The following is a 26399-nucleotide window of genomic DNA, read 5'->3' as shown; positions in this document are numbered from 1 at the left end:
TCCGATCACAGCATCGCCCGAGGGCGAATCAGGCAGGGATCAACGCAGGTCGTAGCGATCCAGGTCCATGACCTTCGCCCAGGCCGCGACGAAGTCGCGCACGAACTTCTCCTGCGCATCGTCACTGGCATAGACCTCGGCCAGTGCACGCAGCACCGAGTTCGAGCCGAAGACGAGGTCGACGCGGGTACCGCTCCACTTCACGGCGCCGGTCGCGCGGTCGCGCCCTTCGAATGTGGTGCGCCCCGACGGCGCCCACTCGGTGCCCATATCGAGCAGGTGGCGGAAGAAGTCGTTCGACAGCACACCCGGGCGATCGGTCAGCACGCCGTGCTGGCCACCGTCATGGTTGGCGCCGAGCACGCGCAGGCCGCCGACCAGCACAGTCGTCTCCGGCGCGGTCAGGGTGAGTAGCTGCGCGCGGTCGATCAGCAGATGCTCCAGCGGCACCGCAGAGTGACCCTTGGCGTAGTTGCGGAAACCGTCGGCCCAGGGTTCCAGCGCATCGAAGGATTCGACATCCGTCTGATCCTGCGAGGCATCGCCGCGGCCAGGCGAGAACGGCACGGTCACCGAGACACCTGCGTCCTGCGCGGCTTTTTCGACCGCGGCCGCGCCGCCGAGCACGATCAGGTCGGCTAGCGAGACCTTTTTGCCGCCTGCGGCCTTGCCGTTGAAATCGGCCTGCACGTTTTCCAGCGTGGCCAGCACATTCGCCAGCTGCGGCGGATTGTTGACTGCCCAGTTCTTCTGCGGGGCGAGCCGGATGCGTGCGCCATTCGCGCCGCCACGCTTGTCGCCACCGCGGAACGTCGAGGCCGAGGCCCACGCCGTGGAGACCAGTTCGGAGACCGACAGGCCGCTGGCGAGGATCGCCTGCTTCAGCGATGCGATATCCGCATCGTCGACCAACGCGTGTTCGACCGCCGGCACCGGGTCCTGCCAGATCAGCACTTCTTCCGGCACTTCCGGGCCGAGATAACGCGCGCGCGGTCCCATGTCGCGGTGGGTGAGCTTGAACCACGCCCGCGCGAACGCGTCGGCGAACTGGTCCGGGTTTTCGAGGAAGCGCCGCGAGATCTTCTCGTAGGCTGGATCGAAGCGCAGCGCGAGGTCGGTCGTGAGCATCGTCGGTAGCAGCTTCTTCGACGCGTCATAGGCGTGCGGAATCGTCGCCTCCGCATTCTTTGCCACCCACTGCTGCGCGCCGGCCGGGCTCTTCGACAGTTCCCATTCGAAACCGAACAGGTGTTCGAAAAAGTCATTGCTCCATTGCGCCGGCGTCTTCGTCCACGTGACTTCGAGGCCGCTGGTGATCGTGTCGGCGCCCTTGCCGCTGCCGAAACTGTTGTGCCAGCCGAAGCCCTGCGCTTCGAGTGTGTGCGCCTCGGGCTCCTCGCCGACGTGTTCGGACGGCGCCGCGCCATGGGTCTTGCCGAAGCTGTGGCCACCGGCGATCAACGCGACGGTTTCCTCATCGTCCATCGCCATGCGGCCGAAGGTGTCACGGATGTCCGCTGCTGCGAGCAGCGGATCGGGATTGCCGTCCGGGCCTTCGGGGTTCACGTAGATCAGGCCCATCTGCACCGCGGCCAGCGGGTTCTCCAGCTTGCGCGAATGCACGTCGCCGTCGGCGTTGTCATCGGAGACCAGCACGCCGTCGTCGCCACCCTTCGGCACGCCGTGCGAGCCGTGCGCGTAACGTACGTCGCCGCCGAGCCACGTGGTCTCGCGGCCCCAGTACACGTCGAGGTCCGGCTCCCAGGTGTCGTCACGGCCGCCGGCGAAGCCGAAGGTCTTGAAGCCCATGGTTTCCAGCGCGACGTTGCCGGTAAGGATCATCAGGTCCGCCCAGGAAATGGCGCGGCCGTATTTCTGCTTGATCGGCCACAGCAGGCGTCGTGCCTTGTCGAGGCTGACGTTGTCGGGCCAGCTGTTGAGCGGGGCGAAGCGCTGCTGGCCGCGACCGCCGCCGCCGCGCCCGTCACCGATGCGATAGGTGCCGGCGCTGTGCCAGGCCATGCGCACGAACAGGCCGCCGTAGTGGCCGAAATCGGCCGGCCACCAGTCCTGCGAATCGGTCATCAACGCGGCGAGATCGCGCTTGAGAGCGGCGTAGTCGAGCTTGGCGAACTCCGCGGCGTAATCGAAATCCGCGCCCATCGGGTCGGACTTCGACGAGTGCTGGTTGAGCAGGTCCAGACGCAGCTGCTGCGGCCACCAGTCACGATTGCTGGTGCCGCCGCCGGCGGTCTGGTGGAACGGACATTTGGCTTCGGTCGACATGGCTGGAATTCTCCCGGGTGATCGAGCGGCGATGGCGCGCCAGAGAGCGTCCATCGGAACAGGTATACGGAACGCAGGTGACGGTCGATCTGCCGGTGGCGGATCGAGGCGAAGCGCGGGTCAGCCCGCGGATTGAGCGACAGGTGCGGGACGGCGAGATCGGGCTCGGTAGCGATCGATGTGCTGGCGCATGGCTGGCGACCTCCCGTATTGGACGTTCAGGGTAGGCCCTGTCATTGCCGGGAGGGAAATCGATTGTTCGCGTCTATTCGATAGGTGTGGGCTATCGGGCGTTGCGCGCTCTGCCCATTCGATCCACCCGTGTGCGTGCGTGCAGGGAAGCGCCAACGCGCGTCGTCGTGCCGCATGCAGGCGCGGTGATCAGCAGCTGGGCTGCGGGCCATTCAGGCTGAATTTCGCCCGGTGCGCCGAGGTCAACAAGCGCCCCAGCATGCGCTGGGGCGACGGTCCTTGAGGCGCGCGGAAGCGCAGGTCGGACGCGTGGAAGCGTGAGTCGGCCGAGCCGCGCGCCTCAGAGCAATGCCCGCAGCCGGTACAGCGCTTCCAGCGCCTGCTTCGGCGTGAGTTCGTCAGGATCCAGCCCGGCCAGCGCTTCCATGGCCGCGGACGGCGGTGCGAACAGCCCGATCTGCTGCGGGCTGTCGAGTGTGCCCGCCGACATCGGTGCGGGCGCAGGCGTGTCATGACGACGCTGTTCGAGTTCGGCCAGGCGCGCGCGGGCATCGCGAACGACAGCCTTGGGCAAACCCGCCAGCGCGGCGACCTGCAGGCCGAAGCTGCGGTCGGCCGGGCCGGCCTTGACCGCGTGCATGAACACCAGCGTTTCGCCGCCCTGCTTGTCGCGATGCTCGACGGCGTCGAGATGCACGTTGGCGATGCCGCTGCCGGGCTGCGCGAGCGCGGTGAGCTCGAAGTAGTGCGTCGCGAACAGCGTGTAGCTGCGGTTCGCGGCGGCCAGATGCCGCGCGCAGGCATCGGCCAGCGCAAGGCCGTCGTAGGTCGAGGTGCCGCGGCCGATCTCGTCCATCAGCACCAGCGACTGGTCGGTGGCGTGATGCAGGATGTAGCTGGTTTCGGCCATCTCGACCATGAAGGTCGACTGGCCTTTGGCGAGATCGTCGCCGGCGCCGATCCGGGTCAGGATGCGGTCGATCGGTCCGATCACCGCGCGCGATGCCGGCACGAAGCTGCCGATGTGCGCGAGCAGCACGATCAGCGCGTTCTGGCGCATATAGGTGCTTTTGCCGCCCATGTTCGGGCCGGTGATGACCAGCATGCGGCGCGAATCGAATGCATCGCCGTCGCCGAGCACCAGATCGTTGGGCTCGAACGGCTCGCGGCGCACCGCTTCGACCACCGGATGACGGCCACGCTCGATGCAGATGCCCGGCGCGTCGTCGAGCTGCGGACGCGACCAGTCCAGCGCCTGTCCGCGCTCGGCGAAGCAGGCCAGCACGTCGAGCTCGCTAAGCGCGCCGGCGCAGTGCTTGAGCGCTTCGATGCGGTCGTTGAGCGCGTCGAGCAACTGTTCGTACAGCAGCCGTTCGCGGGCCAGTGACCGTTCGCGCGCCGATAGCACCTTGTCCTCGAAGGTCTTGAGTTCTTCGGTGATGTAGCGCTCGGCGTTGGTCAGCGTCTGCCGGCGCGTGTAGTGCGCGGGCGCCTTCGCCGAATGCGCCTTGGAGACTTCGATGTAATAGCCGTGGACGCGGTTGTAGCCGACCTTCAGCGTCGGAATGCCGCTGGCCGCGCGCTCGCGCGCTTCCAGATCCACGAGGAACTGGTCGGCGTGCGTGCTCAGGCGTCGCAGCTCGGCGAGTTCGGCGTCGTGGCCATCCGCGAACACGCCACCGTCGCGCGCAAGCACTGGCGGTTGCTCGACCAGCGCGGTGGCCAGCAGATGCGCTTCGCCTGCGTGCTCGCCGAGGCTGTCGTGCAATGCGCGCAGCCGTGGCGAATCAAGTGTGCCGAGAACGCTGCGCAGATCGGGCAGCATCGCCAGACCGTCGCGCAGCGTGGACAGGTCGCGCGGGCGCGCCGAACGCAGCGCGATCCGCGTGAGCACGCGCTCCATGTCGCCGAGCGCGCGGAAGCGCTCGCGCAGGGTCTCGTCGTCACCGGAATCGATCAGCGTCTGCACCGCATGCAGGCGCTCGCCCAACACGACACGGTCGCGCAGCGGCCGGTGCAGCCAGCGCCGCAGCAGACGTCCGCCCATCGGCGTGACCGTGGAATCGAGCACGCCGAGCAGGGTGTTGCGGGTGTCGCCGTCGACGCGGGTGTCGAGTTCGAGGTGTCGGCGCGTCGCGGCGTTCATCGCGATCGCGCCGTCGCCGCTTTCCACCGCAATGGACGTCAGATGCGGCAGCCGCTGCTTCTGCGTTTCCTCGACGTAGCCGAGCAGCGCTCCCGCGGATGCGATCGCCAGCGGTTTGTCGTCGATGCCGAAACCGGTGAGGTCGTGCAGGCCGAAGAACTGCAGCAGCTGGCGCCGGCCGGAGTCGGCATCGAACAGCCAAGGAGGCCGTCGGCGCGCGCCTGTGCGTCCGGATAGAAAGCCCGGCCAGCCGTCCTCGTCGGGCACCAGCAGTTCGGCCGGGTCGAGCCGCGCGATCTCGGCTTCGAGCATGTCTTCGGTGGCGCATTCGCAGACCAGGAACCGGCCGCCGGCGAGGTCCGCCCAGGCGATGCCGTAATGCCCGGCCCGGTTGCGCGCGACCGCCATCAGCAGGGTGTCGCGCCGTTCCTGCAGCAGCGCCTCGTCGGTCACCGTGCCCGGCGTGACGATGCGCACCACCTTGCGTTCGACCAGGCCCTTGCTCGCCGCGGGATCACCGATCTGCTCGCAGATCGCGACCGACTCGCCCAGCGCGACCAGTCGCGCCAGATAGCCTTCGGCCGCATGATGCGGCACGCCGGCCATCGGAATCGGCGCGCCGGCCGAGTTGCCGCGCTGGGTCAGGGTGATGTCGAGCAGCCGCGCCGCCTTGCGGGCGTCGTCGTAGAACAGCTCGTAGAAATCGCCCATGCGAAAGAACAGCAGCACATCGGGGTGATCGGCCTTGGCGGCGAAGAACTGCTGCATCAATGGCGTGTGCTGGGGCGCGGACATCAAATCGCTCGTTTGGCCGGCCGCATAGTCTGCCCGAAACCGCAGTTTTCCGCGGTCCGCGGGAGGTCGCCAACCCCGCTGTGACCGGCATGCGAGTTCCATGCGCACGCGTGTGGAAGGTGTGTTAGGTTTCCGTTCAAGGCAGGCAACTGCTGGTCGTTCCGGTCTGTCCCCCACGATGACCGGAGCGGCGGGAAATCCCGATGGCGCAATGCCGTCGGGCGTCGGTTTTTGAAAAGAACCACACCACGTCACTCGGGGGACAACATGGATTCACGTCAGTTGCAGCGCAGCCTGCTCAGTCATGCCGTCGTCGTCGCATTGGCCGCAACGGCCGCCACGCCCGTGCTGGCGCAGTCGACCACTACGGAAAGCGAAACACCCACCACGCTGTCGGCGATCACCGTCACCGCGCAGAAGCGCGAGGAAGCGCTGCAGGACGTGCCGATCGTCATTAATGTGCTGCCCGAGCAGTTGCTGCAGGACACCGGCGTGCGCGACATCAAGGACATGCAGGTCCTGGTGCCCGGCCTCACCGTCACCAGCACCCAGTCCGCCGCGCAGACCACCGCGCGCATCCGCGGCATCGGCACGGTGGGCGACAACCCGGGTCTGGAATCCTCGGTCGGCATCGTCATCGACGGCGTTTACCGCGCGCGCAACAGCGTCGGCTTCGGCGATCTGGGCGAGATGGAGCGCATCGAGGTGCTCAAGGGCCCGCAGGGCACGGTGTTCGGCAAGAACACCTCGGCCGGCGTCATCAATGTCATCACCCGGCGGCCGAGCTACACGCAGGCGCTCGAGGGTGAGGTCACGGTGGGCAACTACGGCATGCTCGGTGTGTCGGCTTCGTACAACGACGCGCTCAGCGACAACGCCGCGTTCCGCATCTTCGCCACCAAGCGCAAGCGCGACGGCGTCGACAATGTGGACACCGGCGGCGGTCCGCGCCAGGAGACCGAGGACGGCGACCAGAACTACCACTCGCTGCGCGGCCAGTTGCTGATCGAGCCCACGTCGAACCTCAACATCAATTTCATCGCCGACTACACCAGCCGCGAAGAGAACTGCTGCGTGTCGATGACCACGTTCCGCGGCCCGACTGCGCCGATCATCGATGCCTTGACGCCGGGTGGCGAGGGCATCATCCCGGTCGTCGATCTCGACCGCCGGCTCGCCTACGCCAACCGCACGACCGAACAGGACCTCAAGGACAAGGGCGTCTCCGCCGAGGTCAACTGGACTACGCCGTGGGCCAACGACGCGGTGCTGACTTCGATCACCGCCTTCCGCGACTGGGAAGCGATCACCAGCATCGACTTCGACTACAGCGGCGCGGACATCCTCTATCGCCCGCCTAATCCCGACGGCTCGCTGGTGAAGTTCGAGAACTTCAGTCAGGAATTCCGCCTGACCGGCGCAAGCGACCGCCTCGACTGGATGGTCGGCTTCTTCTATTCAGATGAGGACCTGGGCCGCAACGATTCCTACTTCTTCGGCCCGGCCTACGAGCCCTACCTGTCGACGGCCGTCGCCTCGCAGGTGCTGCCTGCGCTCGCCGCGCAGCTGGCCCCGCTCGGGCTGACGGTCAACACCGCGAATCCGGCGACGTTCCTGTCGCAGGTCAGCGGCCGTCCGTTCGGCACCAACTTCACCGGCCAGGGCGCGCTCGATCGCTACGAGCAGAACGCCAAGAGCGCTGCGCTGTTCACCAACAACACCTTCCGCGTGACCGACGCGCTCGACATCACCCTGGGCCTGCGCTACACCCGCGAGAAGAAGACGCTGCAGTCGGATTTCGCCAATCCCAACGGCGCACAGGGCTGCGCGGCGACGCTGGCCAACCCTGCCGCACGCGTGGGCGGTGCACTGGCGCAGCGCATCAACGGCTTCGCCAGCCTGCCGCCCGCACTGCAGCAGCAGCTGCTGGCCGGTCTGGTGCCGGCGATCGCGCCGCAGGTCGCGGGCTTCATGTGCCTGCCGTGGGCGAACATCGCGCACAACGGCCGCAGCACGTTCCAGGAGCGCACCGAAAAGGAATGGTCGGGCACGCTGAAGGTCGCCTACGACTGGTCGGATGACGTCATGACCTATGTATCGGCCTCGCGCGGCTACAAGGCTGGCGGCTTCAATCTCGACCGCGTGCAGGTGGGCATCACGCCCGTGGACGACACCGCCTTCGACGGCGAGTTCGTCGACAGCTACGAGCTGGGCCTGAAGACCAGCTGGGCCGGGGGCAACTTGGTCTTCAACGGGGCGCTGTTCCACCAGACCTATGAGGACTTCCAGCTCAACAGCTTCCTGGGCACTGCGTTCGTCGTGCGTTCGATCCCGAAGGTGACCTCGCAGGGCATCGACGCCGAGGTGTTGTGGCAGACCCGCATGCCGGGCCTGATGCTGCAGGGGGGTCTGACCTACGCGGAAACCGAGTACGGCAACGACATCGTGCCGGACCTGCCGCTGCTGCCCGGCAACCAGATGAGCTTCGCGCCGAAATGGTCGGGCAATGCCTCGGCCACCTATTCCTGGGACATCGGCGCGGCGCTGCAGGGCCGCTTCAACATCGGTGCCAAGTACATGTCCGAATACAACACCGGCTCGGACCTCAAGCCGGAGAAGATGCAGGACGCCTACACGGTGCTCAATGCACGCGTCGGTTTCGGGCGCCAGGACCAGCGCTGGATGCTGGAGTTCTGGGGCCAGAACCTGACCGACGAGACCTACAAGCAGGTCGGCATCGATGCGCCGATCCAGACGGGGTCGTTCAACGCCTTCCTCGGTGCGCCGCGCACCTATGGCATGACGCTGCGCATGCGCTACTGATCCATCGCCTCGACGCGACGGCCGGCCCACGAGGGTCGGCCGTTCGCGTTTCAGCGCCTTTGAAATGCAGCATCACCCCGGCGCGGGGCGACGCGCGCACCGCGATGCGGTACAACGGCCGCTTCCCTCACCGGGCCGATCCATGCACGACACCCACACCGATGCCGCGCTGCACGCACTCGCCGAAGCCACTGGCGCGCTGTTGCAGACCCATCACCATCGGCTCGTCACCGCCGAGAGCTGCACCGGCGGCTGGATCGCCAAGGCTGTGACCGATATCGCCGGATGCTCGGACTGGTTCGACTGCGGCATGGCGGCCTACAGCTACGAGGCCAAGCAGGCGCTGCTGGGCGTGAACCCACACACGCTGGAAACCCACGGCGCGGTCAGCCGCGAGACCGTGATCGAAATGGTCTCCGGTGCGCTGGTCAATTCCGGTGCCAGCGTCGCGGTCGCGGTCACCGGCATCGCCGGCCCCGGTGGTGGCAGCGACGACAAGCCAGTCGGCACGGTGTGGATCGGATGGAAGCGGCGCGGCGGTTATGCGCGCGCGGAACTGTTCCAGTTCGACGGCGATCGCGATGCCGTGCGTCGCCAGACCGTGATGGCTGCGCTGCAGGGCCTGGTCGAGACCGTGGGCGCGCGCTGATGTGGGAGACGTTGGCCACCGTCCGTGATCTCGGACGGGTGCAGGAAATCGGCGCGGTGCTGGTGCGCTACGGCTTCGGCGATCTGGTGCAGCGCATCGGCATGGCCGGCGCACTGGAAAGTGCGGGACGCCTGTTGCACATCGGGCGCGGCGGCGAGGATTCCGTGCTGCGGCTGTCGCCACCCGAACGCGTGCGTCATGCCTTGCAGGATCTCGGGCCGACGTTCGTCAAGCTCGGCCAGGTGCTGGCCACCCGCGTCGACCTGCTGCCACCGGAGTGGATCGAAGAGCTCGGTCGCCTGCAGAGCCATGTGCCCGCAGTCCCGATCGAGGCGCTGCGCGCGCAGCTCGAAGAAGACCTCGGCGATGCGCCCGAGCGCGTGTTCGCACGTTTCGAGGACGTGCCGATGGCCGCGGCCTCACTGGCGCAGGCGCATCGCGCGTGGCTGCACGACGGCACGCCGGTGGTGCTGAAGATCCGCCGCCCCGGCATCCGTGAAGTCGTCGAGGCCGATCTGCGCCTGCTCGCGCGGTTGGCCGAGATCGTGCAGTCGCAGGCGCCCGACCTGCGTCGCTACCGCCCGGTCGAGGTGGTGCGCCAGTTCGACGCGTCGCTGCGCCGGGAACTGGATTTCGCCCGCGAATGCCGCAATGCCGAGCGCATAGCCGGCAACTTCGCCGAGGACACGCGCGTGCTGATTCCGCGCGTGTACTGGGAATGGACCAGTGAACGGCTCAACGTGCAGGCGCTGGTCGACGGCATTCCGGCTGGCGACCTCGCCGCGATCAACGCCGCCGGCCTCGATCGCCACGCGCTGGCGATGACCGGCGCCGACATCCTCATGCAGATGGTGTTCGAGGACGGCCTGTTCCACGCGGATCCGCATCCCGGCAACCTGTTCTTCATGCGAGACGGGCGCGTGGCGCTGATCGACTTCGGCATGGTCGGGCGCGTGTCGCCGACGCTGCGCGAGCAGGTCGCCCGACTGCTCTACGGCCTGGTGTTCCAGCAGCCGCAGACGGTGTGCGACGTGCTGCTGGACTGGACCGAAGGCGCCGAGGTCGACGAGGCGCGGCTGCAGTCGGAGATCGATGCCTTCGTCGACCAGTACCGCGGCGTGCTGCTGAAGGATCTGCGCATGGGCGCGATGCTCGGCGACGTCACCGGACTGCTGCGCCGCCACGGTTTGATGCTGCCGCCGGATCTCGCATTGCTGATCAAGGCGCTGCTGACGCTCGAAGGCCTGGGCCGGCAGCTCGACCCGGATTTCGACATGACCGGCGCCGCCCAGCCCTGGTTGCAGCGGCTGATGTGGCAGCGCCATTCGCCGCGCGCGCTGGCGCTGCGGGGCCAGCAGTCGCTGTCGGGCGCGCTGGACCTGCTGGCGGACCTGCCGCGCGACCTGCGCCGGCTGGTGCAGAGCGCACGTCGCGGACGGTTGCGCGGGCAGATCGAGGTGACCTCGCTCAAGGCCTTCGGCGACCAGGTCAACAGCGCGGCCAACCGGATGACGATGGGCGTGGTTGTGGCCGCGCTGATCATCGGCTCGTCGATCGTGATGAACGCGGTCAGCGCCGGGTCCGGAAACCGCTGGCTGATGGCGCTGGGCGTCGTCGGCTTCGTTGGCGCCGCGCTGGGCGGGGTGTGGATCCTGTTGTCGATCTGGCGATCGGGCCGACACCGCTGAGCCGCGGCGCCGATGCGGCGTCCGTAGTGCGGCGTCAGTCGACGCGCACGTCCACCCAGACCAGACGATGGTCGGTACCGTCGACGATGTCGGCATGCGCGGCGTCGCTGCGCGGCCAGAACACGCCGTTGCCGACAAACGCATGTCCTACCGACGGCAGCACGTAATCCAGGCGCAGGTTGCCAACACGCGGGCCGAAGCTGCCGGTATCGTGCGCGGCGGAACCGCGGTGCTGCGCGTTCGCGCCGCCGTCGGCGTCGGCGGCCTCGATCGCCCCTTCGCTTTTCGGCGTGGCCATGCGCAGCACACGTGGATGTTCGAGCAGTTCGACAATCGCAGTGTGGTCGCCGGCGCCATCGACGGGATCGTTGTTGAGATCGCCGAGGATCACGAAGCGTGCGTCGGGTGCAAGCCCACCGCAGAGGCCTGCGTCGTCGCACAGCCACTCGTGCGTGCCCGGCGACAGGTACTCGGTCCACAAGCGGATCTCGTCGTGGTTGCGCGCCACGTTGCGCTTCTCCGGTCCGTCGAACGCGGGCGGTGTGGGATGCGCAGCCAGCACGTGAATCACGCCGCCCGGTGCGCGCACCTGCACGTCCCAGTGCGATTTCGACGACAGCCGCAACTGCGACCAGGTGCTGTCGGGATGGAACGCGCGGCCATCGGGATGGCGCGGACGCCGCGCATCCGGCATCGCCTCCCACTTCAGCAGTTGGAAGGTGCGCGCAGTCGCCGCATCGATCGGATAGCGCGACAGCAGCAACATGCCGTACTGCCCCGGGTGCAGACCGTAGCCCCAGGCATCGTTGCCGCGGTCGCGGCCGTCGCCGCCTATGGTCCCGTTATTGTCGAGATCCAGGCCGCTTTGCACGCCGGTGTTGACCGGTGCGAGATAGCGGTAGGGATAGTGCAGCGCTTCGCCGCCACCGGGCTGCGCGCGTTCGAGCCAGCGCTGCTGGAACAGATCGGCGGCGCTGCCGTCGGCGACGTAGTCGAACTCGTTGAGCAGCACGATGTCCGGACGCACCTGCTGCAGCACCGCAGCGACCTTGCGCGCGCCTGCGTCATCGCCGCGCAGCCGCTCGAGCAGGCCACCGGCTTCGTCGCTGTTGAGCGAGGTGTTGTAGGTCGCGATGCGCAGCGTGCCGGTCGAGCCCGCATCAGCGGCGCGCGGCGACTGGCCGTGCGTGTTGACGCGTACGCAGGCGGCGAGCAGCGCGACGATGGCGCAGGCGAGCAGGGCGAACAGCCACGTGCGGCTCATGGCGTCGCGTCCGTCAGCGGTCGCCACTGGCGTCCATCAAATGCTTCGAGCGGTCGGAAATTGCGTTTGTAAGCCATCTTGCGGTGTCCATCGATCCAGTAGCCGAGATAGAGATAGCGCCGGCGGTCGCGTTGCGCCCAGGCAATCTGCCGCAGGATCGCCAGTGTGCCGAGTCCGCGTGACACGACGTCGGGGTCGTAGAAAGTGTAGACGGCCGACAGCGCATCCTCGATGAGATCGGTCACCGCCACCGCCACCAGTTGCCCGTGCAGGCGCAGTTCCAGCAGCCGGCCCTCATTCCAGCTTCCGATCAGGAACTGGTCGAATTCACTGGCGCCGTGGTCGTCCATGCCGCCGGCCGGATGTCGCGACACCAGGTACTTCCGATACAAGGCGAGCCGCTCGTCGTTACGCTCGGCCGCCACCACGCGCGCATCGACATCCGTATTGCGTGCGAGCGTGCGACGCTGACTGCGGTTGGGCACGAAGGCGTCGACCGGAATGCGCACCGCCGTACACGCGCGGCAGTCGCCGCAATGCGGGCGATAGACGATGTCGCCGGAACGGCGGAATCCCCAGCGCAGCGCCTGCGGATAGACATCACGAAGGCGCGGGTCGCGCGGATCGAGCACCAGGTCGCGTGCTTCGCGGTCCGGCCAGTAGCCGCAGGCATGCGGCGCGGTGTGGAACAGGCGCAATTCGCCTGTGCCGGCGTCCGGTTCTGGGGCAGGGCGCGAGGGGGTCTGCATGCCGGCAGGATACGCACCGGCGTCGCAGACGACGCGACCGGTTCGCCGACCGCAGGCTGAACCGGCCCGCGGAGCGGTCAACGCCGCACTCGGTACAGGCGTTGATCCCTGCACAGCGGCACGGTGCCGCGGCAACGGGAACACACCCATGAAGACGAAGCTCATCACCACCGCGCTGCTGGCGGCGCTGTCCATCACCACGATCGGCGCGGCAGCAGCGCAGGCACCCGCTGCCGGCACGCAGGCGGCCAAGCCCGACGGCGAACGTCATCGCGGCCACGGTCCGCGCGGTCATGGCGGCGATCGCGTCGACGCGATGGCGCGGCTCGACACCGACAACGACGGCCGCATCAGCCGTACCGAAGCGCAGGCCGCGCAGCAGGCGATGCAGGCACGTCGCGATGCCCATCGCGCCGAACGCGCCGCACGTGGTGAGGGCCCGCGTACCGACGGCTCGCGCCGTGAAAGTGCGCGCAGCGCCGATGCACGCGGCGAGCGTCCGCAGCGTGGGCCGGGCGGTCCGCGTTCGTACAAGGGCGGCGGTTTCGATCTGGTCGCGAACTTCGATGCGATCGACACCAACCGCGACGGCTACCTCACCCGCGGCGAACTGCGCACCTGGCACACGGCGAAGTCCGCCGAGCGCCGGGCCGAGGGTGAGCGTCGCTTCGCCACGAAGTTCAGCGAGGCCGACCTCAACAAGGACGGCAAGCTGAGCCGGGTCGAAGTGTCGGAGAAGATGCCGCGCCTTGCCGAGCGCTTCGCATGGCTCGACGAGAACCGCGACGGCTTCCTCAGCCGCGAGGAGCTGCGTCCGGCGCGTCCGCAGCGCTGAGTCGCGGGCGTCACCTCAAAGAAAAGGCCGCGCATTGCGCGGCCTTTTTTTGCGAACCGTAGGAGCGCGCTCGCGCGCGATGGGGCCTTGCTAATAATCCGTTCGCGCGCGAGCGCGCTCCTACATGGTGGCTGCCTGCTTCGGCACGAAGGTGCGTGGACGTGTGACGAGTGCAACTGCAGAGCGAATTCTGTCGCCACCCTTTGGCCCGTCTACACCGCCGCGATCTTCAGCCACATCACCCACAACATGACGATGACGCCCAGATTGGAAATGATGAAGCCGCTCGGTCCGAACATCAGCCGGTAGCCCAACGCGCGACGTGCAGCACCCTTCGGATCACGGGCTGCGTCGCGTGCGAGCAAGGGATTCATCACCCGCGGCAGACTCACCAGCACCGGATAGTTGTAGAGCGAAAGCAGCATCAACACGGACACGAACATCCAGGTTGGCGAGCCCTCGTTCGCGCCGACGACGAAGCCGGCGGCGAACATCAGGGCCACGCCGACGAGCGCGCCCCAGACGAACCAGCGGTCGTAAAGCTTGAGGATCGCGTGTCGCTCTTCGTCATTGTCCGCATAGCGCGCGACCATCTTCCGGCACAGCCACATCGTCAGGCCGCCGAAGACTAACGACGCGCCGGCCGCGCCAAGCGCACCCGCACCGCTCATCGCCGCCTTGCCCGCCACCCCAGTACCCAGCGCACCACCGGCCGCGACGCCCGCCACTGTGCCCGCAACCGCGGGCTTCGCGAATGTCGCCAGCCCGGCCGTCACCAGCAGCGTGAACGCTGTTCCCGGCGCCGAGCTCGCGGCGAACTCCTGGAAGCGCGCCATCAGATCCTCGCGCAGGCTGCGGCGCGCGCGCGACAGGCGCTTGCGCACGGCGGCGTCGGACAGGCCGAGCAGGGCGGCGACCTGTTTCGAGTTGCCGCCTTCGCGGTAATAGAGCAACAGCACTTCGCGGCTTTCGTCGGGCAGATCGGAGATCAGGTCCGCGGCGACGCGGCCGGTTTCGTCGTCGATGATCTGCTGCATCGGGCAGGCATCGGGATCGGCTGCCTGGGCGATGGCGATGTCGGCGGCCTCGCCGGCCACCATGCGTTCGCGGCGTGCGCGCAGGTAATCGCGGGCGAGGTTGCGGGTGATCTGGCGCAGCCACGGCAGGAAACTCGTGGTGTTCTGCAGTCTGCCCAGCTGCTGCCAGGCCTTGAGATAGGCTTCCTGCGCGATGTCCTGGCTGGCCTGCACATCCCGGGTGATTGCCAGTGCGATCGCGGTGGTCGCGTTCTGGCTCATCTGCACGATGCGGCCGTAGGCGGCCTGGTCGCCGCCGCGCGCGGCGGGCAGTTCCAGATGGATCCGGTCTTCGAGGCCGAGGTCGGCGGCAATGGCGGTCATGGCGATCCTTGCAGGTCAGGTCGCTTTCAAGGACGCGGCCCGGGCGCCGGATGTGACCGGCGCCGTCGATGATGCCTGCAAGTGCGCCTGTCGGCGATCAGTCGGCCGCGTCGAACTGCCAGTCACGGCCGTCGCGGCGGACATCCAGCGTGCGCGTGGTCGGGGCCTGCTCGGCGTTGCGGTCCCGGCTGATGACATCCACCGTGCCTTGCCCGGAACCGTCGGTGCGGTAATTGGTGACGTCGAGCGATACGGCCTGTCCATCATCGCCACTGCAGGCCGAGGACGGACGCACCTCGGGATAGCCGGCTTCGAGTTCGGCCAGCAGCGGCGCGGCCGGCGCATCCCCGTCGATCGCCACACAGACCGGGCCGGTCTGCGCGGCCAGCGCGTCGGCCAGCACGGCCGTCGCCAGCGCCCTCGGCACCGGTGCGCGGTACTCGCTTGCTTCGACGGTCGGCGGCACCATGTCGAGCACCGGTTCGGGGGCGGCAGCGACAGAGGCCTCGGCAGGCGCTTCGTTTGAGGGCCGGTTCCACCACGACAGCGCGATCACCAGCACCGCGCCGCCGATCAGCGTGTAGCGCACCTTCGCCGCGCGCGTCATGCCCTGGCGCACTTCGGCCGCGGGCGCGAACACCACATCGGCCTGTGGCAGATAGCCGCGCGCAGAGGGCTGGCCCTGCAGCAGGCCGGCCTCGCGCAGCAGTTCGCGTGCACGCGGCTGCTCGTCGGAACGGGTCACCCAGACGGCCGGCTTCGGACCACCCGCATCCTCGCGATAGCTGAAGTTGGCGCGGCGGTTGCCCTTGTAGGAGCGGCCGTTGAGGATCTGCACCTCGATGCCGGCATCGCGCAGCAGGGCGGCGACGCGCTCGACGTTCTCGAGACGGGGACTGGAGAAGACCTGACGCATCAGCCGGCCTTCGGCGCGGCATCGCCGCCAGGCAGCACGCGGATCATGCCTTCCTGCGCGGTGCTGGCGACCAGACGCCCGGCGCGGTCGAAGATCTGCCCGCGTGCGAGGCCACGCGCGCCCTGCGCGCTGGGACTGTCGAGCGAATACAGCAGCCAGTCGTCGACCCGGAACGGGCGGTGGAACCACAGCGCGTGATCGAGCGAGGCCATCTGTACGTTCGGCTGGTAGTAGCTGATGCCGTGCGGGAACGTGGCCGTGCCGAGCAACTGGAAATCGGAGGCGTAGGCCAGCAGGGCACGATGCAGCGCGGGCGCATCGCCCACCGGGCCGGTCAGGCGGAACCACATCTGCTGGAACGGCGGGCGCTTGGGCGGCTTGAGTTCATCGCGCGGGTAGACGTGCCGGAACTCGAACGGGCCGCTGCGATCGAGCCAGCGCTGGACCTTCACCGGAAGTTTCGCGAGCACCTCGGCCGGAAGCGGATCCTGCGGCTCGAGATCTTCGGGCGCCGGCACTTCCGGCATCGTCAGCTGGTGCTCGGCGCCGGCTTCCTCCTCCTGGAACGAGGCCGCGCAGAAGAAGATCACCTTGCCGTGCTGGATCGCGGTCACCCGGCGCACCGAGAAGCTGCCCCCGTCGCGGGTGCGGTCGACGTCGTAGACGATCGGTGCATCCACATCGCCCGCGCGCAGGAAATACGCGTGCAGCGAATGGGCGGGACGCGGGCTGGTCATCGTGGCCTGCGCGGCCGAGAGCGCCTGGCCCAGCACCTGGCCACCGAACACGTACTTGGTGCCGATGTCGCGGCTCTGGCCGCGGAACAGGTTGTCTTCGAGGCGCTCGAGGCTGAGCAGGTCGATCAGTTCGGAAACGGGCGGGGTCATCGCGGGGGCCGTACGTGGGGGCGGCGACGCGGGGCGCGCGCCGGCCGACGATTATAGGTGGCGCCGGTCCGGGGCCCTGACGCGGGCGTTCAGACGGCGATGCGGGTCAGCGGCACGCGCGCCAGCACTTCGGGCCACGGAAACAGCGGGCCGGGATCGCGCTTGCGCGCCACGGTCAAGGCAGGATCGTCGCTCGCGGCGACGCGATCGGTGTCCAGATCTTCGTGCCCGGCGATCTCGCGCAGGTTGGGCAGCGTTGCGCGTAGATGCGCGAGCAACTGGCAGAGCGCCTCTATCTGCGCGGGCGTATAGGCCTCGTCCATCGTCTGGCGGCGGCTGTCGTACCAGTCCGGGAAGCGCCCGGTGTTGACCAGTTCGATGCCGACCGACTGTGTGTTGTGACCGCGTACGTGATGGGCTGTTCGAGTGGCCTGCACGTACTCGGCGATGCTGCCGTCGCGGTCGATGTACCAGTGACCGCTGGCGCCGGTGCCGTTGTCGTAGAGCGCGCGCTCGCCGTAGATGCGCGCGGTGGCGAGATCCGGCAGCTCGGTGCAGTGGATGACGACGAGGGTGATGTCGGACGCGTCGCGCGGCGCCAGCAGGTCCACGTAGGGCAATGGCTGCGGCGCGATCCGGAGCGCGGACGTGGGGTCGGACATGGCCCGGATGCTAGCATTCACGCATGAGAAATCCGCCGCCAGACTCCGACCTGCACGCCCTGATGACGCAGTTTCCGCGCGCCGGGCGGGTTGAGTGGATCGGCCTGCGACCGGCCCGCGAAACCCCGATCCGTCCCGTGGACGCCGCGGTCGCGGTGACCGGTGTCGGCCTTGAGGGTGACCGCTACACCGGCGGCAGCGGCAAGCGCGGCGTGACCCTGATCCAGGCCGAGCATCTGCCGGCGATCGCGGCCCTCAGCGGCCATGCCGAGGTCACCCCGATCACCCTGCGCCGCAATCTCGTGGTGTCGGGCATTCCGCTGATCGCACTCAAGGGACGACGCTTCCGTGTCGGCGAGGTCGTGCTGGAAGGCACCGCCCCGTGCGATCCCTGTTCGAAGATGGAAGTGGCGATCGGCGCCGGTGGCTACAACGCGCTTCGCGGCATGGGCGGCCTGTGCGCGCGGGTGATCGAGGGCGGTCCGCTGAAGATCGGCGATGCGGTCGAATGGGTGGACACATGAGCGCGCGCGGTCACTGCATCCTCTCGCATGGCTTCGAGAGCGGACCGGATGCGACCAAGGTCACCGCGCTGGCCGAGGCCGCCGAGCGCCTGGGCTGGAGCCACGAGCGTCCGGATTACACCGATCTCGACGGCAAGCGTGATATCAGCCCGCTCGGCGATGTCGCCGCGCGCATCGAGCGTCTGCTGCGGCGCACGCTCGACGCCGCCGCGCGTGGCCCGGTGGTGCTGGCCGGTTCCAGCCTCGGTGCATGGATCGCAGGCCATGTGTCGACGCAGGTGCCGGTCGCCGGACTGTTCCTGATGGCGCCGCCGCTGCGGCTCGATGCCGCGCATCCGCTGCAGGCCGCCGAGGTGCCGCTGTCGGTCGTGCACGGCTGGGAGGACGAACTGATTCCCGCCGCCGATGTCGTCGGCTGGACCTGCGCGCGCCGCGGCCGGCTGCTGCTGGTCCACGACAATCACCGTCTGAGCGCGCACGTGGAGACGTCGGCGGATGCATTCGCGGCGTTGCTGCGTTCGCTTTGACGGGCGAATCCTTGGTGTTCGCATCCACTCCCAGACATTCATACGTCACTCCCGCGTAGGCGGGAGTCCAGCGCCTTCGCTCGACACGCGTTTCCCGTCCACGGTACGACGTCACTCGGTGAGCCGCCCGTCGGCTCGAAGCCCCGCATGCGCGGGAATCACCGTGAAACACGGCGCGAACATCTTTTACGTATCACCCGGATCCCCATGAAATTTTTCGCCAGCTGCCCCAAGGGCCTCGAATACCTGCTCGTCGACGAGCTGCTCGCACTCGGTTGTGCGCACGCCACCGCGACCACCGCCGGCGCCAATGTCGAAGGCACCTTGCACGACGCCCAGCGCGCCGTGCTGTGGTCGCGCCTGGCCAGCCGCGTGCTGTGGCCGATCGCCGACTACGCCTGCGAGGACGAGGACGCGCTGTACGTGGGTGCGCGTGCGGTCGACTGGACGGCGCATCTCGACGCGACGATGACGCTCGCGATCGATCCGCACGTCTCGGGCAGCGCGATCACCCACGCGCGTTACGCCGCGCAGCGGGTCAAGGACGCGATCGTCGACGGCTTGCGCGAAGCGACGGGCGCGCGTCCGGATGTCGATGTCGAATCGCCGGATCTGCGCCTGAGCCTGGTGGTGCGCAAGGGCCGCGCGATCCTGTCGGTCGATCTCGGCGGTGGCCCGCTGCATCGCCGCGGCTGGCGCCGCGCGCAGGGCGAGGCGCCGCTGAAGGAGAATCTCGCGGCTGCGGTGCTGATGCGCGGCGGTTGGTCGGCGCTCTACGCCGAGGGCGGCGCACTGCTCGACCCGATGTGCGGCAGCGGCACGCTGCTCATCGAAGGCGCGCTGATGGCCGCCGATGTCGCGCCCGGTCTGTCGCGCGACGGCGGGGCGGCAACGGCCGGGCGTGCCCCCAGCCGCTGGCGCGAATTCGATGTCGCCCACTGGCAGACGCTGTGCGAAGAGGCACTCGCACGCGAGCGCACCGGACGCGAGCGCTTGCGCGCCGTGTTCTTCGGCCGCGATCTCGACCCGCACGCCATCCACGCCGCGCGCGAGAACGCGACCGCCGCCGGCCTGCGTGAAGCGATCGACTGGCAGATCGGCGACATCACCACGCTGCAGACGCCGGTGCCGCCGGCCTCGCAGGAAGATGCAGCGCTGGCCGAATCGGTGAAGCGCGGTCTCGCGGTCTGCAATCCGCCTTACGACGCGCGCCTCGCCGCCGACCCAGCGCTGTACCGCACGCTGGGCAATGCACTCGGACGCGCGGTGCCCGAATGGCGCGCGAGCCTGCTGTGCGGTGACGCGGAACTCGCCCATGCGACCGGCCTGCGCGCGAAGAAGAAGTACCAGGTGTTCAACGGCGCCATCGAATGCAGTCTGATCGTCTGCGATCCGGTGCGGCCGCCGCAGCGCGCTGTCAGCGACACGCCGGAAGCCTTGAGCGAAGGCGCGACGATGATCGCCAATCGCCTGCGCAAGAACCTGCGCAAGTTCAAGACCTGGCGCGAGCGCGAAGGCGTGAGCTGCTATCGCGTCTACGACGCCGATCTGCCCGAGTACGCGACCGCGATCGACGTCTACATCCAGTCCGAGGCCGACGTGAACGCCGAGGGCGCGCCGCTGTGGCTGCACATCCAGGAATATGCGGCGCCTGCCGAGATTCCCGAAGAGGTGACCCGGCGCCGTTTCGGCGACGTGCTGAGTGCGGCGCGCGACGTGTTCCGCATTCCGCGCGAGCGCATCGCGGTCAAGACGCGTTCGAAGGGCAAGGGCGGCAGCAAGTACGGCCGCTTCGACGCGCGCCATGAATTCCTGCTGGTCGACGAGGGCCGCGTGCACCTGCGCGTGAACCTGTTCGACTATCTCGACACCGGCCTGTTCCTCGATCATCGCCCGATGCGCCTGCGCATCGCCGACGAGGCCGCCGACACGCGCTTTCTCAATCTGTTCGGCTACACCGGCGCGGCGACCGTGCACGCAGCCGGCGGAGGCGCGCGCACCACGACCACCGTCGATCTGTCGGGCACCTACCTGCAGTGGTGCGCCGACAACCTCGCCGCGAACGGCTACAGCGGCGCCAAGCACCGTTTGGTGCAGGCCGATGCCCTGAAGTGGCTGGAAGCCGAGAGCGCGCAGTTCGACCTCATCTTCTGCGACCCGCCGACATTCTCGAACTCCGCGCGCGCCAAGGATTTCGACATCCAGCGCGAGCATGTGCGTCTGCTGGAAGCGGCAGTCGCGCGCCTTGCGACGGGCGGCGTGCTGTATTTCTCCAACAACTTCCGGCGCTTCAAGCTCGACACTGAGGCCCTCGCCGTGTTCGCGCACGTCGAGGACATCAGCCCGGCGACGATCCCGCCGGATTTCGAGCGCAACCCGCGCATCCACCGCGCCTGGCGAATCACCGCGCGCTGACGCGCCGACGCGGGTGCCGTCGGATCCGCGCGCGCTCGGTCGCGTGCCGGTCCGCCTGCCACCCTCACCCGCGGGCACCCAAACGCCGCTGCACTTCATGTAGGAGCGCGCTTGCGCGCGATCGGGCGTTTCCGCGAATGCCCCATCGCGCGCAAGCGCGCTCCAACACGTCCCCGCAGAAACCTCCGTTCCACACGTGCACATGCAATCTGGCCGTTCTACCCGCATCGTCTTGTGCACCCTGAGAGGAGCCGACCGATGAGCGCCACCCCCGAAGCTGCCCGCATCATCCGTACCGTGCGCGGCATGCCCGCCAGCGACGGCGCCGGGGTGAAGCTCACCCGCGTGATCGGCAGCCCGCAGTTGCCCGATTTCGATCCATTTCTGATGCTCGACGAATTCGGCACCGACAGGCCTGAGGATTACCTCGCCGGCTTCCCCGAGCATCCGCATCGCGGCTTCGAGACCGTGACCTACATGCTCGACGGCCGCATGCGCCACAAGGACAACCACGGCAACGAAGGACTGCTGGTGCCCGGCAGCGTGCAGTGGATGACCGCCGGTCGCGGTCTCGTGCATTCGGAAATGCCCGAGCAGGAAGCCGGCCGCATGCGCGGTTTCCAGCTGTGGGTGAACCTGCCGGCGAAGGACAAGATGACCGCGCCGACGTACCAGGAATTCGCGCCCGAGCGCATTCCGGTCGTGCCGGCGGGCGAGGGCGTGTCGGTGAAGGTGATCGCCGGGGTCGTCGATGGGATTGCCGGCCCGATTTCCCAGCCCGCCACCGAGCCGCTGTATCTGGACATCACGCTCGCGCCTGGCGCGAGGTGGCGGTACACGCTTCCCGACGGCCACAACGCGTTCGCGTATGCATTCGAAGGCGGCGTCCGCGTAGGCGAGGGCGATGATGCGCGGCCGCTGTCGGCGCAGGAGCTCGCCGTACTCGGCGGCGGCGCGCATTTGATCCTGGACGCCGGCGACGCAGGCGCGCGTTTGATCCTTGTCGCAGGCCGCCCGTTGCGCGAGCCGGTCGCGCGCCACGGCCCCTTCGTCATGAACACCCGCGAAGAACTGATGCAGGCCTTCGTCGATTACCAGCAGGGTCGGTTCTGATGCGGCTCTGCTAAACGACGTTCGAAGTCCAGTGCATCTCTACGAATCCGTCATCCCGGCGAAAGCCGGAAGGGCTTCACAACAGCGCGCAGCGCTGGTCATCCAGTGTCTTGAACTGCCGGTGCGGGCGACAGCCTGAGAGTCGCTTCGCGCGTGGGCAAAGTCGCTGGACGGCGTCACGCCTCTTTATGCAGCACGTCTGGCCTGACCAGACATGCGTCCGTTGAACGCCACCGGGACGACGACGCAGGTCGAGCCGCGGACATTTCGCAGGTGAGCAGGCGCCGCTCTACTTGCTGCCGAACCGCACGTCCGAAAAATGCAGCGCCTCGGCATCGCGCAGCGAGCGCGTCAGTGCTGCATCATCACGTGCACGCACAATGATGTGCGCGTAGTCGCCCGAGGGCAATTCAAGCAGTGTTTCGCGCACCATCGTGCCGGCCAGCAGGTCGTTGTGCGGCGCATACCACCACGTGCGGTTGCCGTCGATGCTCACGCGATCGCCAATTCGCTCAGTGCGACGCGGTTTGAAGGCTGCGCTGCGCCCGACGGTCACAGCGAAGGCCTGCTCGCCAGTGGCGGTATCCATCGCACGGCAGAACACGAAGTCGGGGCCGGGCTGCACTTCCCAGCGCACGGTCGCCCCGGGAGGCAGTTGCGGACATTCGGCGGCGGTCTGGGCTTGCGCCGTGCCGGCACAGAGCAGCGCGCCCAACAGCGCGAGCGGTCGGATCGGAAGCATATGGTGTGTCCCCTGTGACGCAGACTCCGACCATACGCCTGCATGCATGCTGCGTCGCGGTAGAGACTGTGACGGGCGTCACCGTTCCGGAAGTGGAATGTACTCCGCATCGCCGGGAACTGTGCCGAAACGGCCTGCGCGCCAGTCATCCTTGGCCTGTTCGATCCGATCTTTCGAGGACGACACGAAGTTCCACCACAGGTGACGTGGCCCGTCGAGCGGCTCGCCGCCGAAGAGCATCGCCTTGAGCGGCGTCTTCGCCCGCAGTTTTGCCACTGCGCCGGCATCGAGCACGGCAAGGTGGCGCGGCGGAATGTTGGCGCCATCGAGCTGCGCCTCGCCTTCGAGCACGTAAAGCGCGCGCTCGGCATGCGAGGGCGGGATCGACAGCTCGGCGTCCGGATCGAGATCCAGCGCGACGTTGAGCGTGTCGGCGAACACACGCACCGGCGATTCCTCGCCGAAACCGCGGCCGGCGATCACCCGCACCCACACGCCATCGCGGCGGAACTGCGGCAGCGTTGCCGCGGCGTGGTGATGGAACTCGGGCGCCGTTTCCTCATGCGCTTTCGGCAGTGCGACCCAGGTCTGCATACCGTGCAACGGATGTTCGCCCTCGCGCAGCGACAGCGGCGTGCGCTCGGCATGCGCGATACCGCGACCGGCGGTCATCCAATTGACGTCGCCCGCCGTGATGTCCTGCGAGTAGCCCAACGTATCGGCGTGATGGATCGTGCCCGACCACAGGAACGTCACCGTCGCCAGGCCGATGTGCGGATGCGGACGGACATCGATGCCCGTACCTTTCTCGAAGATCGCCGGCCCCATGTGGTCGACGAACACGAACGGCCCCACGCTGCGCGCCTGCAGCGTCGGCACCGCGCGACGCACTTCGAAACCACCCAGGTCGTGGGTCCGGGGATTGATCAGCAAGGTCATGGCAGCGGCTCCAGCGGCGGCGAGGGCAGGGGGTCAGCATGCCAGTGGCTTTGCCTGTCCGGCCCTTGATCGGCGGGACGATCCGTTGCGGCCGGACATGCTCGCGAGCAGAAAGAGGAAGAGACAACACTACAGTGCGTTCGGATCCAGTCTGCGTCAGGGGTGAGTGGGACAAGCACCTCTCCCTTTGGGAGAGAGCCTGCCCCGGACTTGATCAGGGGTCGACGCGCGCAGCGTGTCGGGTGAGGGCAGCTCGCGCGCGTCCGAACGCAACACCGCTCAAATGCCAGCCAACCCCGCCCGCCACGCTGCCAGCTTGGCCTCGAACCCCAACGCCGCATGCGCCGGACTGGTCGACGGCAGCCGCAGCAGATCGGGGACGACATCGAGCGTCGGCAGCACGTGCCGCCGGAACATGGTGTCCGCCGCCGCGCCATTGAACCGGATCTGTGTAATGCCCGGGTAACGCGCAAGTAGCCCGCCGATATCGTTCGGCACCACACTGCCCGATTCGATACGGGCATCCAGACTGCCCGGCCGCACGCACTCCCCGGCCACGTCCCACAACGCGACACCGCGGGCCGTCAGCCGCGCGAGACGCGTGTCATAAGGCAGAGACGAATCGAAGCCGAACACCGTACCGACAATCGGCCAAAACAGATTCCGCGGATGCGCGTAATAGCGATGCGCGTCGAGCGACGCGACCCCCGGCATGCTGCCGAGCACGAGGACACGGGCGCCGTTACCGACGATGGGCGCAAAGCTCCGGATGCGCAGATCCGTCACCGCCGTCTCCGCCCGGGACGCTGACAGCAATACATCGTCAGGGCAGGATGATTGGCTCCGTGACTCCGCAGCACGCGCGCCTCCTGGTAACCGAAAGCGCGCATGGTAGCGGTGGCCCAAGCGCCGCCGTGTCGAGACGCATGTCATCGCGCCACGGATCGATGTCTCAGTCGCGCGTCGCCAAGCGAAACCCGGCCGCACGCAGTGCCTAGATCGTGGCCCCTGTTCCGCGGTTCACGGCGCCAAGGGGCATATCGGCATCAAGGCAGGTGCCGGATTCAAGCAGAACACCTCGCCCCGGCAGACGCGACATGCAAAGGACAGCCTTACGACCGTCGGACCCGGAATTGTCGCGACGTGCAGACCCTCGCCGGATGCAGACACCAGCTGGATCCGCAGACCGGTTTCCCCTGCAACGCCGCCCGGCGTGTCGATCAAAGGGTCGAGCGATCTCCCAGCAGCAGCCGGGCGCGTTGCCGGGCCGGTATGTGCAGATCGAACTCGAGCGCCGGTGACGCGTCTTGAACCACCGAGCCCGTGAATTTCACGCGCCCGGCAGTCGCCGCGGTGGCGTCAAATGCTGCCAGGAGTAGCACCGAAACCAGAATGGCCCGCATGCCCGCCTCCCTGTTGCGATCGCTTGAAACATGTAAGCCGCTGCGTTTCCAGTCGCGTCTCGCGCATCTGCACTCGGGCAACTAGTTGGCGATTGTGAACCCGGCCGGCGCATGTCGCGGCGCCGGTGCATCACAGTGATACATGTCGAGGAACAGGTCGATCGTCGTGTCCGGGCATCTCACGCTGTAGTGGTCGACCATGTGATGGTCGGTCTGGCCGGCTTCGAGCGGGGTGCGCTCCGCGGCCTGGCTTATGAAACGGATTGCAGCGCCCTCTGGCATGTCTGGCGGAAAATCGTGTCGCGGCCCGACGTTGCCAAGTCGCTCGAACGTCGGATGCGAGTTGTCCGCGCAGACAAGGCGCGCGAGATAGGCGCGCTGCCCCTGCGGATTACACACCTCGATCGCATGCGTTTTCACCCGTCCGAACGACGGGTCCGTTGTCTGTTGGGCCGACGCGCCGCCGGCTGCCAGGAGCGCGACGATCACCATGGCAGTCGCAAGTGCTGTGTGAGTCCTTCTCATGAATCCTCCATGTGGAAACGTGGATAGCCAATCGGAAATGCTGAGTTCGAAGTGATTGCGACGGAATCCGGACCGGGTCCGGGGTGCGAAGCGAAGTCGACGCGCAGGCCAAGCAACACAAGAGTGTGCCGCGATTCCACCGCGTGAGCGCCGTAGCGGGCATCGCGTACCCTCGACACGCGTCGGCGATCTGAAGCCGGGCCGCGTGAACGAGCGCTCAGGCCGCACACGTGCGTAAGTAAGCACGTGCGCCCAGATACGACCAGAAAAGCAGAACCGCACCGAGCCAGAAAAACGCGATCCTGAAACAGTCGGACGCGAAGGAGAGGAAGGGAAAGGAATGACCCGGGCGCTCGCCGAGCAATCGCGGCCAGCCTTCCATCTGCCAGAACGAAAAGGAGGTCTCCATACCCAGCCACAGTGGAAACAGCCAGCCGGCAGAGAGCAATGCAGCAGCGATTGCGAAGAACGTGTGTCGTCTCATTGCAGCTGACTTCCTTCGATTAAATGGAGGCCTGCTGGCTCGTACTTGCGCTCTACCTCGCGCATAGTCCTGGGCTCTGCGGCCACTGCCTTGTCTAGCTTGATGCCCTTGGTCACGATCGCTCGCTTGCGAATCCGTTTTCGCCAGCGAGACAGCATGAAGGGATGGATGTAAAGCGGGTCGGCGACGTCGCGCACGGAGATGCCGGGAAGCTCGCTCAGACGGGCAGCTGTCGCCTTGAAATGATCGCTGCAGCGATACGTCGTTCTGGGGCCTGGTGCTGGCATGAAGATACTCCTGATCGCTAGGTCAGGGTGTCCACTAAACCGAAGGAACTACCGCATCGGCTTGAATGAGTAAAAAGGAGACTTCCCACTTCAGCGGCAAGCCGCTCGGCATCGAGTGCCATGATTGTGTTTCGACGAACAATCAAAT

Annotated in this window: 23 protein-coding genes; 8 read left to right on the top strand and 15 right to left on the bottom strand. The window is 67.6% G+C overall.

Annotation, left to right across the window (positions count from 1 at the left end; all coding sequences use genetic code 11):
- Positions 1 to 39 precede the first annotated feature (39 nt).
- Together katG and mutS are read right to left on the bottom strand one after the other, a co-directional pair.
- Positions 40 to 2286 carry a catalase/peroxidase HPI gene (katG, locus tag J2X52_RS13695; RefSeq protein WP_310154370.1) on the bottom strand — a complete coding sequence of 749 codons (2247 nt, stop codon included), beginning with the start codon at positions 2284 to 2286 and terminating at the stop codon, positions 40 to 42.
- Positions 2287 to 2818: 532 nt separating this feature from the next.
- Complete coding sequence (mutS, locus tag J2X52_RS13690) at positions 2819 to 5419, bottom strand: DNA mismatch repair protein MutS (RefSeq protein WP_310154366.1); 2601 nt, start codon at positions 5417 to 5419, stop codon at positions 2819 to 2821.
- Positions 5420 to 5686: 267 nt separating this feature from the next.
- Between mutS and J2X52_RS13685 the strand changes: the two genes are divergently transcribed.
- The 3 genes from J2X52_RS13685 (at position 5687) to J2X52_RS13675 (ending at position 10579) form a co-directional block, all read left to right on the top strand.
- The gene (locus J2X52_RS13685; RefSeq protein WP_310154364.1) at positions 5687 to 8242 is read left to right on the top strand and encodes a TonB-dependent receptor; all 2556 of its coding nucleotides are present in this window, start codon (positions 5687 to 5689) and stop codon (positions 8240 to 8242) included.
- Positions 8243 to 8384: 142 nt separating this feature from the next.
- Positions 8385 to 8891 (top strand): CinA family protein, encoded by a 507-nt coding sequence (locus J2X52_RS13680; RefSeq protein ID WP_310154362.1) that lies wholly within the window; start codon positions 8385 to 8387, stop codon positions 8889 to 8891.
- Positions 8891 to 10579: an AarF/UbiB family protein gene (locus J2X52_RS13675; protein WP_310154359.1), complete on the top strand. Its 1689-nt coding sequence runs from the start codon at positions 8891 to 8893 to the stop codon at positions 10577 to 10579. Before J2X52_RS13680 ends, J2X52_RS13675 begins: the two co-directional genes overlap by 1 nt.
- Positions 10580 to 10613: 34 nt before the next feature.
- Here J2X52_RS13675 and J2X52_RS13670 read toward each other — a convergent pair whose 3' ends face one another.
- Entirely contained in the window at positions 10614 to 11843 is a 1230-nt protein-coding gene (locus tag J2X52_RS13670; RefSeq protein WP_310154355.1) for an endonuclease/exonuclease/phosphatase family protein, read from the bottom strand.
- Positions 11840 to 12592 (bottom strand): arginyltransferase, encoded by a 753-nt coding sequence (locus tag J2X52_RS13665; RefSeq protein ID WP_310154352.1) that lies wholly within the window; start codon positions 12590 to 12592, stop codon positions 11840 to 11842. The genes J2X52_RS13670 and J2X52_RS13665 overlap by 4 nt, the downstream gene beginning before the upstream one ends.
- A gap of 148 nt (positions 12593 to 12740) precedes the next feature.
- On the opposite strand from J2X52_RS13665, the gene J2X52_RS13660 reads away from it, so the two are divergent.
- The gene (locus tag J2X52_RS13660; protein ID WP_310154350.1) at positions 12741 to 13427 is read left to right on the top strand and encodes an EF-hand domain-containing protein; all 687 of its coding nucleotides are present in this window, start codon (positions 12741 to 12743) and stop codon (positions 13425 to 13427) included.
- A gap of 212 nt (positions 13428 to 13639) precedes the next feature.
- Here J2X52_RS13660 and J2X52_RS13655 read toward each other — a convergent pair whose 3' ends face one another.
- The 4 genes from J2X52_RS13655 to J2X52_RS13640 form a co-directional block, all read right to left on the bottom strand.
- Complete coding sequence (locus J2X52_RS13655; protein WP_310154348.1) at positions 13640 to 14827, bottom strand: sigma-70 family RNA polymerase sigma factor; 1188 nt, start codon at positions 14825 to 14827, stop codon at positions 13640 to 13642.
- 97 nt (positions 14828 to 14924) lie between these two features.
- Positions 14925 to 15743: a hypothetical protein gene (locus tag J2X52_RS13650; RefSeq protein ID WP_310154347.1), complete on the bottom strand. Its 819-nt coding sequence runs from the start codon at positions 15741 to 15743 to the stop codon at positions 14925 to 14927.
- On the bottom strand, positions 15743 to 16630 hold the full coding sequence (gene tesB / locus J2X52_RS13645) for an acyl-CoA thioesterase II (RefSeq protein WP_310154346.1): 888 nt from the start codon (positions 16628 to 16630) through the stop codon (positions 15743 to 15745). Before tesB ends, J2X52_RS13650 begins: the two co-directional genes overlap by 1 nt.
- An 89-nt stretch (positions 16631 to 16719) precedes the next feature.
- A complete protein-coding gene (locus J2X52_RS13640) occupies positions 16720 to 17292 on the bottom strand; it encodes an N-acetylmuramoyl-L-alanine amidase (protein WP_310154344.1) in 573 nt (190 codons plus the stop codon).
- 23 nt (positions 17293 to 17315) lie between these two features.
- Between J2X52_RS13640 and J2X52_RS13635 the strand changes: the two genes are divergently transcribed.
- The 4 genes from J2X52_RS13635 (at position 17316) to J2X52_RS13620 (ending at position 21871) form a co-directional block, all read left to right on the top strand.
- A complete protein-coding gene (locus tag J2X52_RS13635) occupies positions 17316 to 17816 on the top strand; it encodes an MOSC domain-containing protein (protein WP_310154342.1) in 501 nt (166 codons plus the stop codon).
- Positions 17813 to 18343, top strand: coding sequence for a hypothetical protein (locus tag J2X52_RS13630; RefSeq protein ID WP_310154340.1), 531 nt, complete (start codon positions 17813 to 17815; stop codon positions 18341 to 18343). Before J2X52_RS13635 ends, J2X52_RS13630 begins: the two co-directional genes overlap by 4 nt.
- 207 nt (positions 18344 to 18550) lie before the next feature.
- Positions 18551 to 20758 (top strand): bifunctional 23S rRNA (guanine(2069)-N(7))-methyltransferase RlmK/23S rRNA (guanine(2445)-N(2))-methyltransferase RlmL, encoded by a 2208-nt coding sequence (rlmKL, locus tag J2X52_RS13625; protein ID WP_310154338.1) that lies wholly within the window; start codon positions 18551 to 18553, stop codon positions 20756 to 20758.
- A gap of 258 nt (positions 20759 to 21016) precedes the next feature.
- A complete protein-coding gene (locus tag J2X52_RS13620) occupies positions 21017 to 21871 on the top strand; it encodes a pirin family protein (RefSeq protein WP_310154336.1) in 855 nt (284 codons plus the stop codon).
- Positions 21872 to 22160: 289 nt separating this feature from the next.
- On the opposite strand, the gene J2X52_RS13615 is transcribed toward J2X52_RS13620, so the two are convergent.
- From J2X52_RS13615 to J2X52_RS13585, 7 genes are all read right to left on the bottom strand, one after another.
- On the bottom strand, positions 22161 to 22586 hold the full coding sequence (locus J2X52_RS13615) for a hypothetical protein (RefSeq protein WP_310154334.1): 426 nt from the start codon (positions 22584 to 22586) through the stop codon (positions 22161 to 22163).
- Positions 22587 to 22691: 105 nt separating this feature from the next.
- The gene (locus tag J2X52_RS13610) at positions 22692 to 23552 is read right to left on the bottom strand and encodes a pirin family protein (RefSeq protein WP_310154332.1); all 861 of its coding nucleotides are present in this window, start codon (positions 23550 to 23552) and stop codon (positions 22692 to 22694) included.
- Positions 23553 to 23831: 279 nt separating this feature from the next.
- Entirely contained in the window at positions 23832 to 24338 is a 507-nt protein-coding gene (locus J2X52_RS13605) for a DNA-deoxyinosine glycosylase (protein ID WP_310154330.1), read from the bottom strand.
- 434 nt (positions 24339 to 24772) lie between these two features.
- Positions 24773 to 24955 carry a hypothetical protein gene (locus J2X52_RS13600; protein WP_310154328.1) on the bottom strand — a complete coding sequence of 61 codons (183 nt, stop codon included), beginning with the start codon at positions 24953 to 24955 and terminating at the stop codon, positions 24773 to 24775.
- 81 nt (positions 24956 to 25036) lie between these two features.
- The gene (locus J2X52_RS13595) at positions 25037 to 25447 is read right to left on the bottom strand and encodes a hypothetical protein (RefSeq protein WP_310154326.1); all 411 of its coding nucleotides are present in this window, start codon (positions 25445 to 25447) and stop codon (positions 25037 to 25039) included.
- Positions 25448 to 25697: 250 nt separating this feature from the next.
- Positions 25698 to 25964, bottom strand: a complete 267-nt coding sequence (locus J2X52_RS13590) for a hypothetical protein (protein WP_310154324.1) — start codon at positions 25962 to 25964, stop codon at positions 25698 to 25700.
- A complete protein-coding gene (locus J2X52_RS13585) occupies positions 25961 to 26251 on the bottom strand; it encodes a transposase (protein WP_310154322.1) in 291 nt (96 codons plus the stop codon). Before J2X52_RS13585 ends, J2X52_RS13590 begins: the two co-directional genes overlap by 4 nt.
- Positions 26252 to 26399: the final 148 nt, after the last annotated feature.

The sequence above is a fragment of the Luteimonas sp. 3794 genome (genome assembly GCF_031456825.1).
In the GTDB taxonomy this organism is placed as follows: domain Bacteria; phylum Pseudomonadota; class Gammaproteobacteria; order Xanthomonadales; family Xanthomonadaceae; genus Luteimonas.
This window is presented reverse-complemented; position numbering and strand designations above follow the sequence as displayed.

Excerpts from the sequence above, each read along its gene's own strand:
- J2X52_RS13650 (WP_310154347.1), bottom strand. The coding sequence starts at position 15,743 with ATGCGTCAGGTCTTCTCCAGTCCCCGTCTCGAGAACGTCGAGCGCGTC.
- J2X52_RS13595 (WP_310154326.1), bottom strand. The coding sequence starts at position 25,447 with ATGGTGATCGTCGCGCTCCTGGCAGCCGGCGGCGCGTCGGCCCAACAG.
- rlmKL (WP_310154338.1), top strand. The coding sequence starts at position 18,551 with ATGAAATTTTTCGCCAGCTGCCCCAAGGGCCTCGAATACCTGCTCGTC.
- mutS (WP_310154366.1), bottom strand. The coding sequence starts at position 5,419 with ATGTCCGCGCCCCAGCACACGCCATTGATGCAGCAGTTCTTCGCCGCC.
- J2X52_RS13665 (WP_310154352.1), bottom strand. The coding sequence starts at position 12,592 with ATGCAGACCCCCTCGCGCCCTGCCCCAGAACCGGACGCCGGCACAGGC.
- katG (WP_310154370.1), bottom strand. The coding sequence starts at position 2,286 with ATGTCGACCGAAGCCAAATGTCCGTTCCACCAGACCGCCGGCGGCGGC.
- J2X52_RS13640 (WP_310154344.1), bottom strand. The coding sequence starts at position 17,292 with ATGTCCGACCCCACGTCCGCGCTCCGGATCGCGCCGCAGCCATTGCCC.
- J2X52_RS13680 (WP_310154362.1), top strand. The coding sequence starts at position 8,385 with ATGCACGACACCCACACCGATGCCGCGCTGCACGCACTCGCCGAAGCC.
- J2X52_RS13635 (WP_310154342.1), top strand. The coding sequence starts at position 17,316 with ATGAGAAATCCGCCGCCAGACTCCGACCTGCACGCCCTGATGACGCAG.
- J2X52_RS13585 (WP_310154322.1), bottom strand. The coding sequence starts at position 26,251 with ATGCCAGCACCAGGCCCCAGAACGACGTATCGCTGCAGCGATCATTTC.
- tesB (WP_310154346.1), bottom strand. The coding sequence starts at position 16,630 with ATGACCCCGCCCGTTTCCGAACTGATCGACCTGCTCAGCCTCGAGCGC.
- J2X52_RS13620 (WP_310154336.1), top strand. The coding sequence starts at position 21,017 with ATGAGCGCCACCCCCGAAGCTGCCCGCATCATCCGTACCGTGCGCGGC.
- J2X52_RS13600 (WP_310154328.1), bottom strand. The coding sequence starts at position 24,955 with ATGCGGGCCATTCTGGTTTCGGTGCTACTCCTGGCAGCATTTGACGCC.
- J2X52_RS13685 (WP_310154364.1), top strand. The coding sequence starts at position 5,687 with ATGGATTCACGTCAGTTGCAGCGCAGCCTGCTCAGTCATGCCGTCGTC.
- J2X52_RS13610 (WP_310154332.1), bottom strand. The coding sequence starts at position 23,552 with ATGACCTTGCTGATCAATCCCCGGACCCACGACCTGGGTGGTTTCGAA.
- J2X52_RS13675 (WP_310154359.1), top strand. The coding sequence starts at position 8,891 with ATGTGGGAGACGTTGGCCACCGTCCGTGATCTCGGACGGGTGCAGGAA.
- J2X52_RS13590 (WP_310154324.1), bottom strand. The coding sequence starts at position 25,964 with ATGAGACGACACACGTTCTTCGCAATCGCTGCTGCATTGCTCTCTGCC.
- J2X52_RS13630 (WP_310154340.1), top strand. The coding sequence starts at position 17,813 with ATGAGCGCGCGCGGTCACTGCATCCTCTCGCATGGCTTCGAGAGCGGA.
- J2X52_RS13670 (WP_310154355.1), bottom strand. The coding sequence starts at position 11,843 with ATGAGCCGCACGTGGCTGTTCGCCCTGCTCGCCTGCGCCATCGTCGCG.
- J2X52_RS13655 (WP_310154348.1), bottom strand. The coding sequence starts at position 14,827 with ATGACCGCCATTGCCGCCGACCTCGGCCTCGAAGACCGGATCCATCTG.
- J2X52_RS13660 (WP_310154350.1), top strand. The coding sequence starts at position 12,741 with ATGAAGACGAAGCTCATCACCACCGCGCTGCTGGCGGCGCTGTCCATC.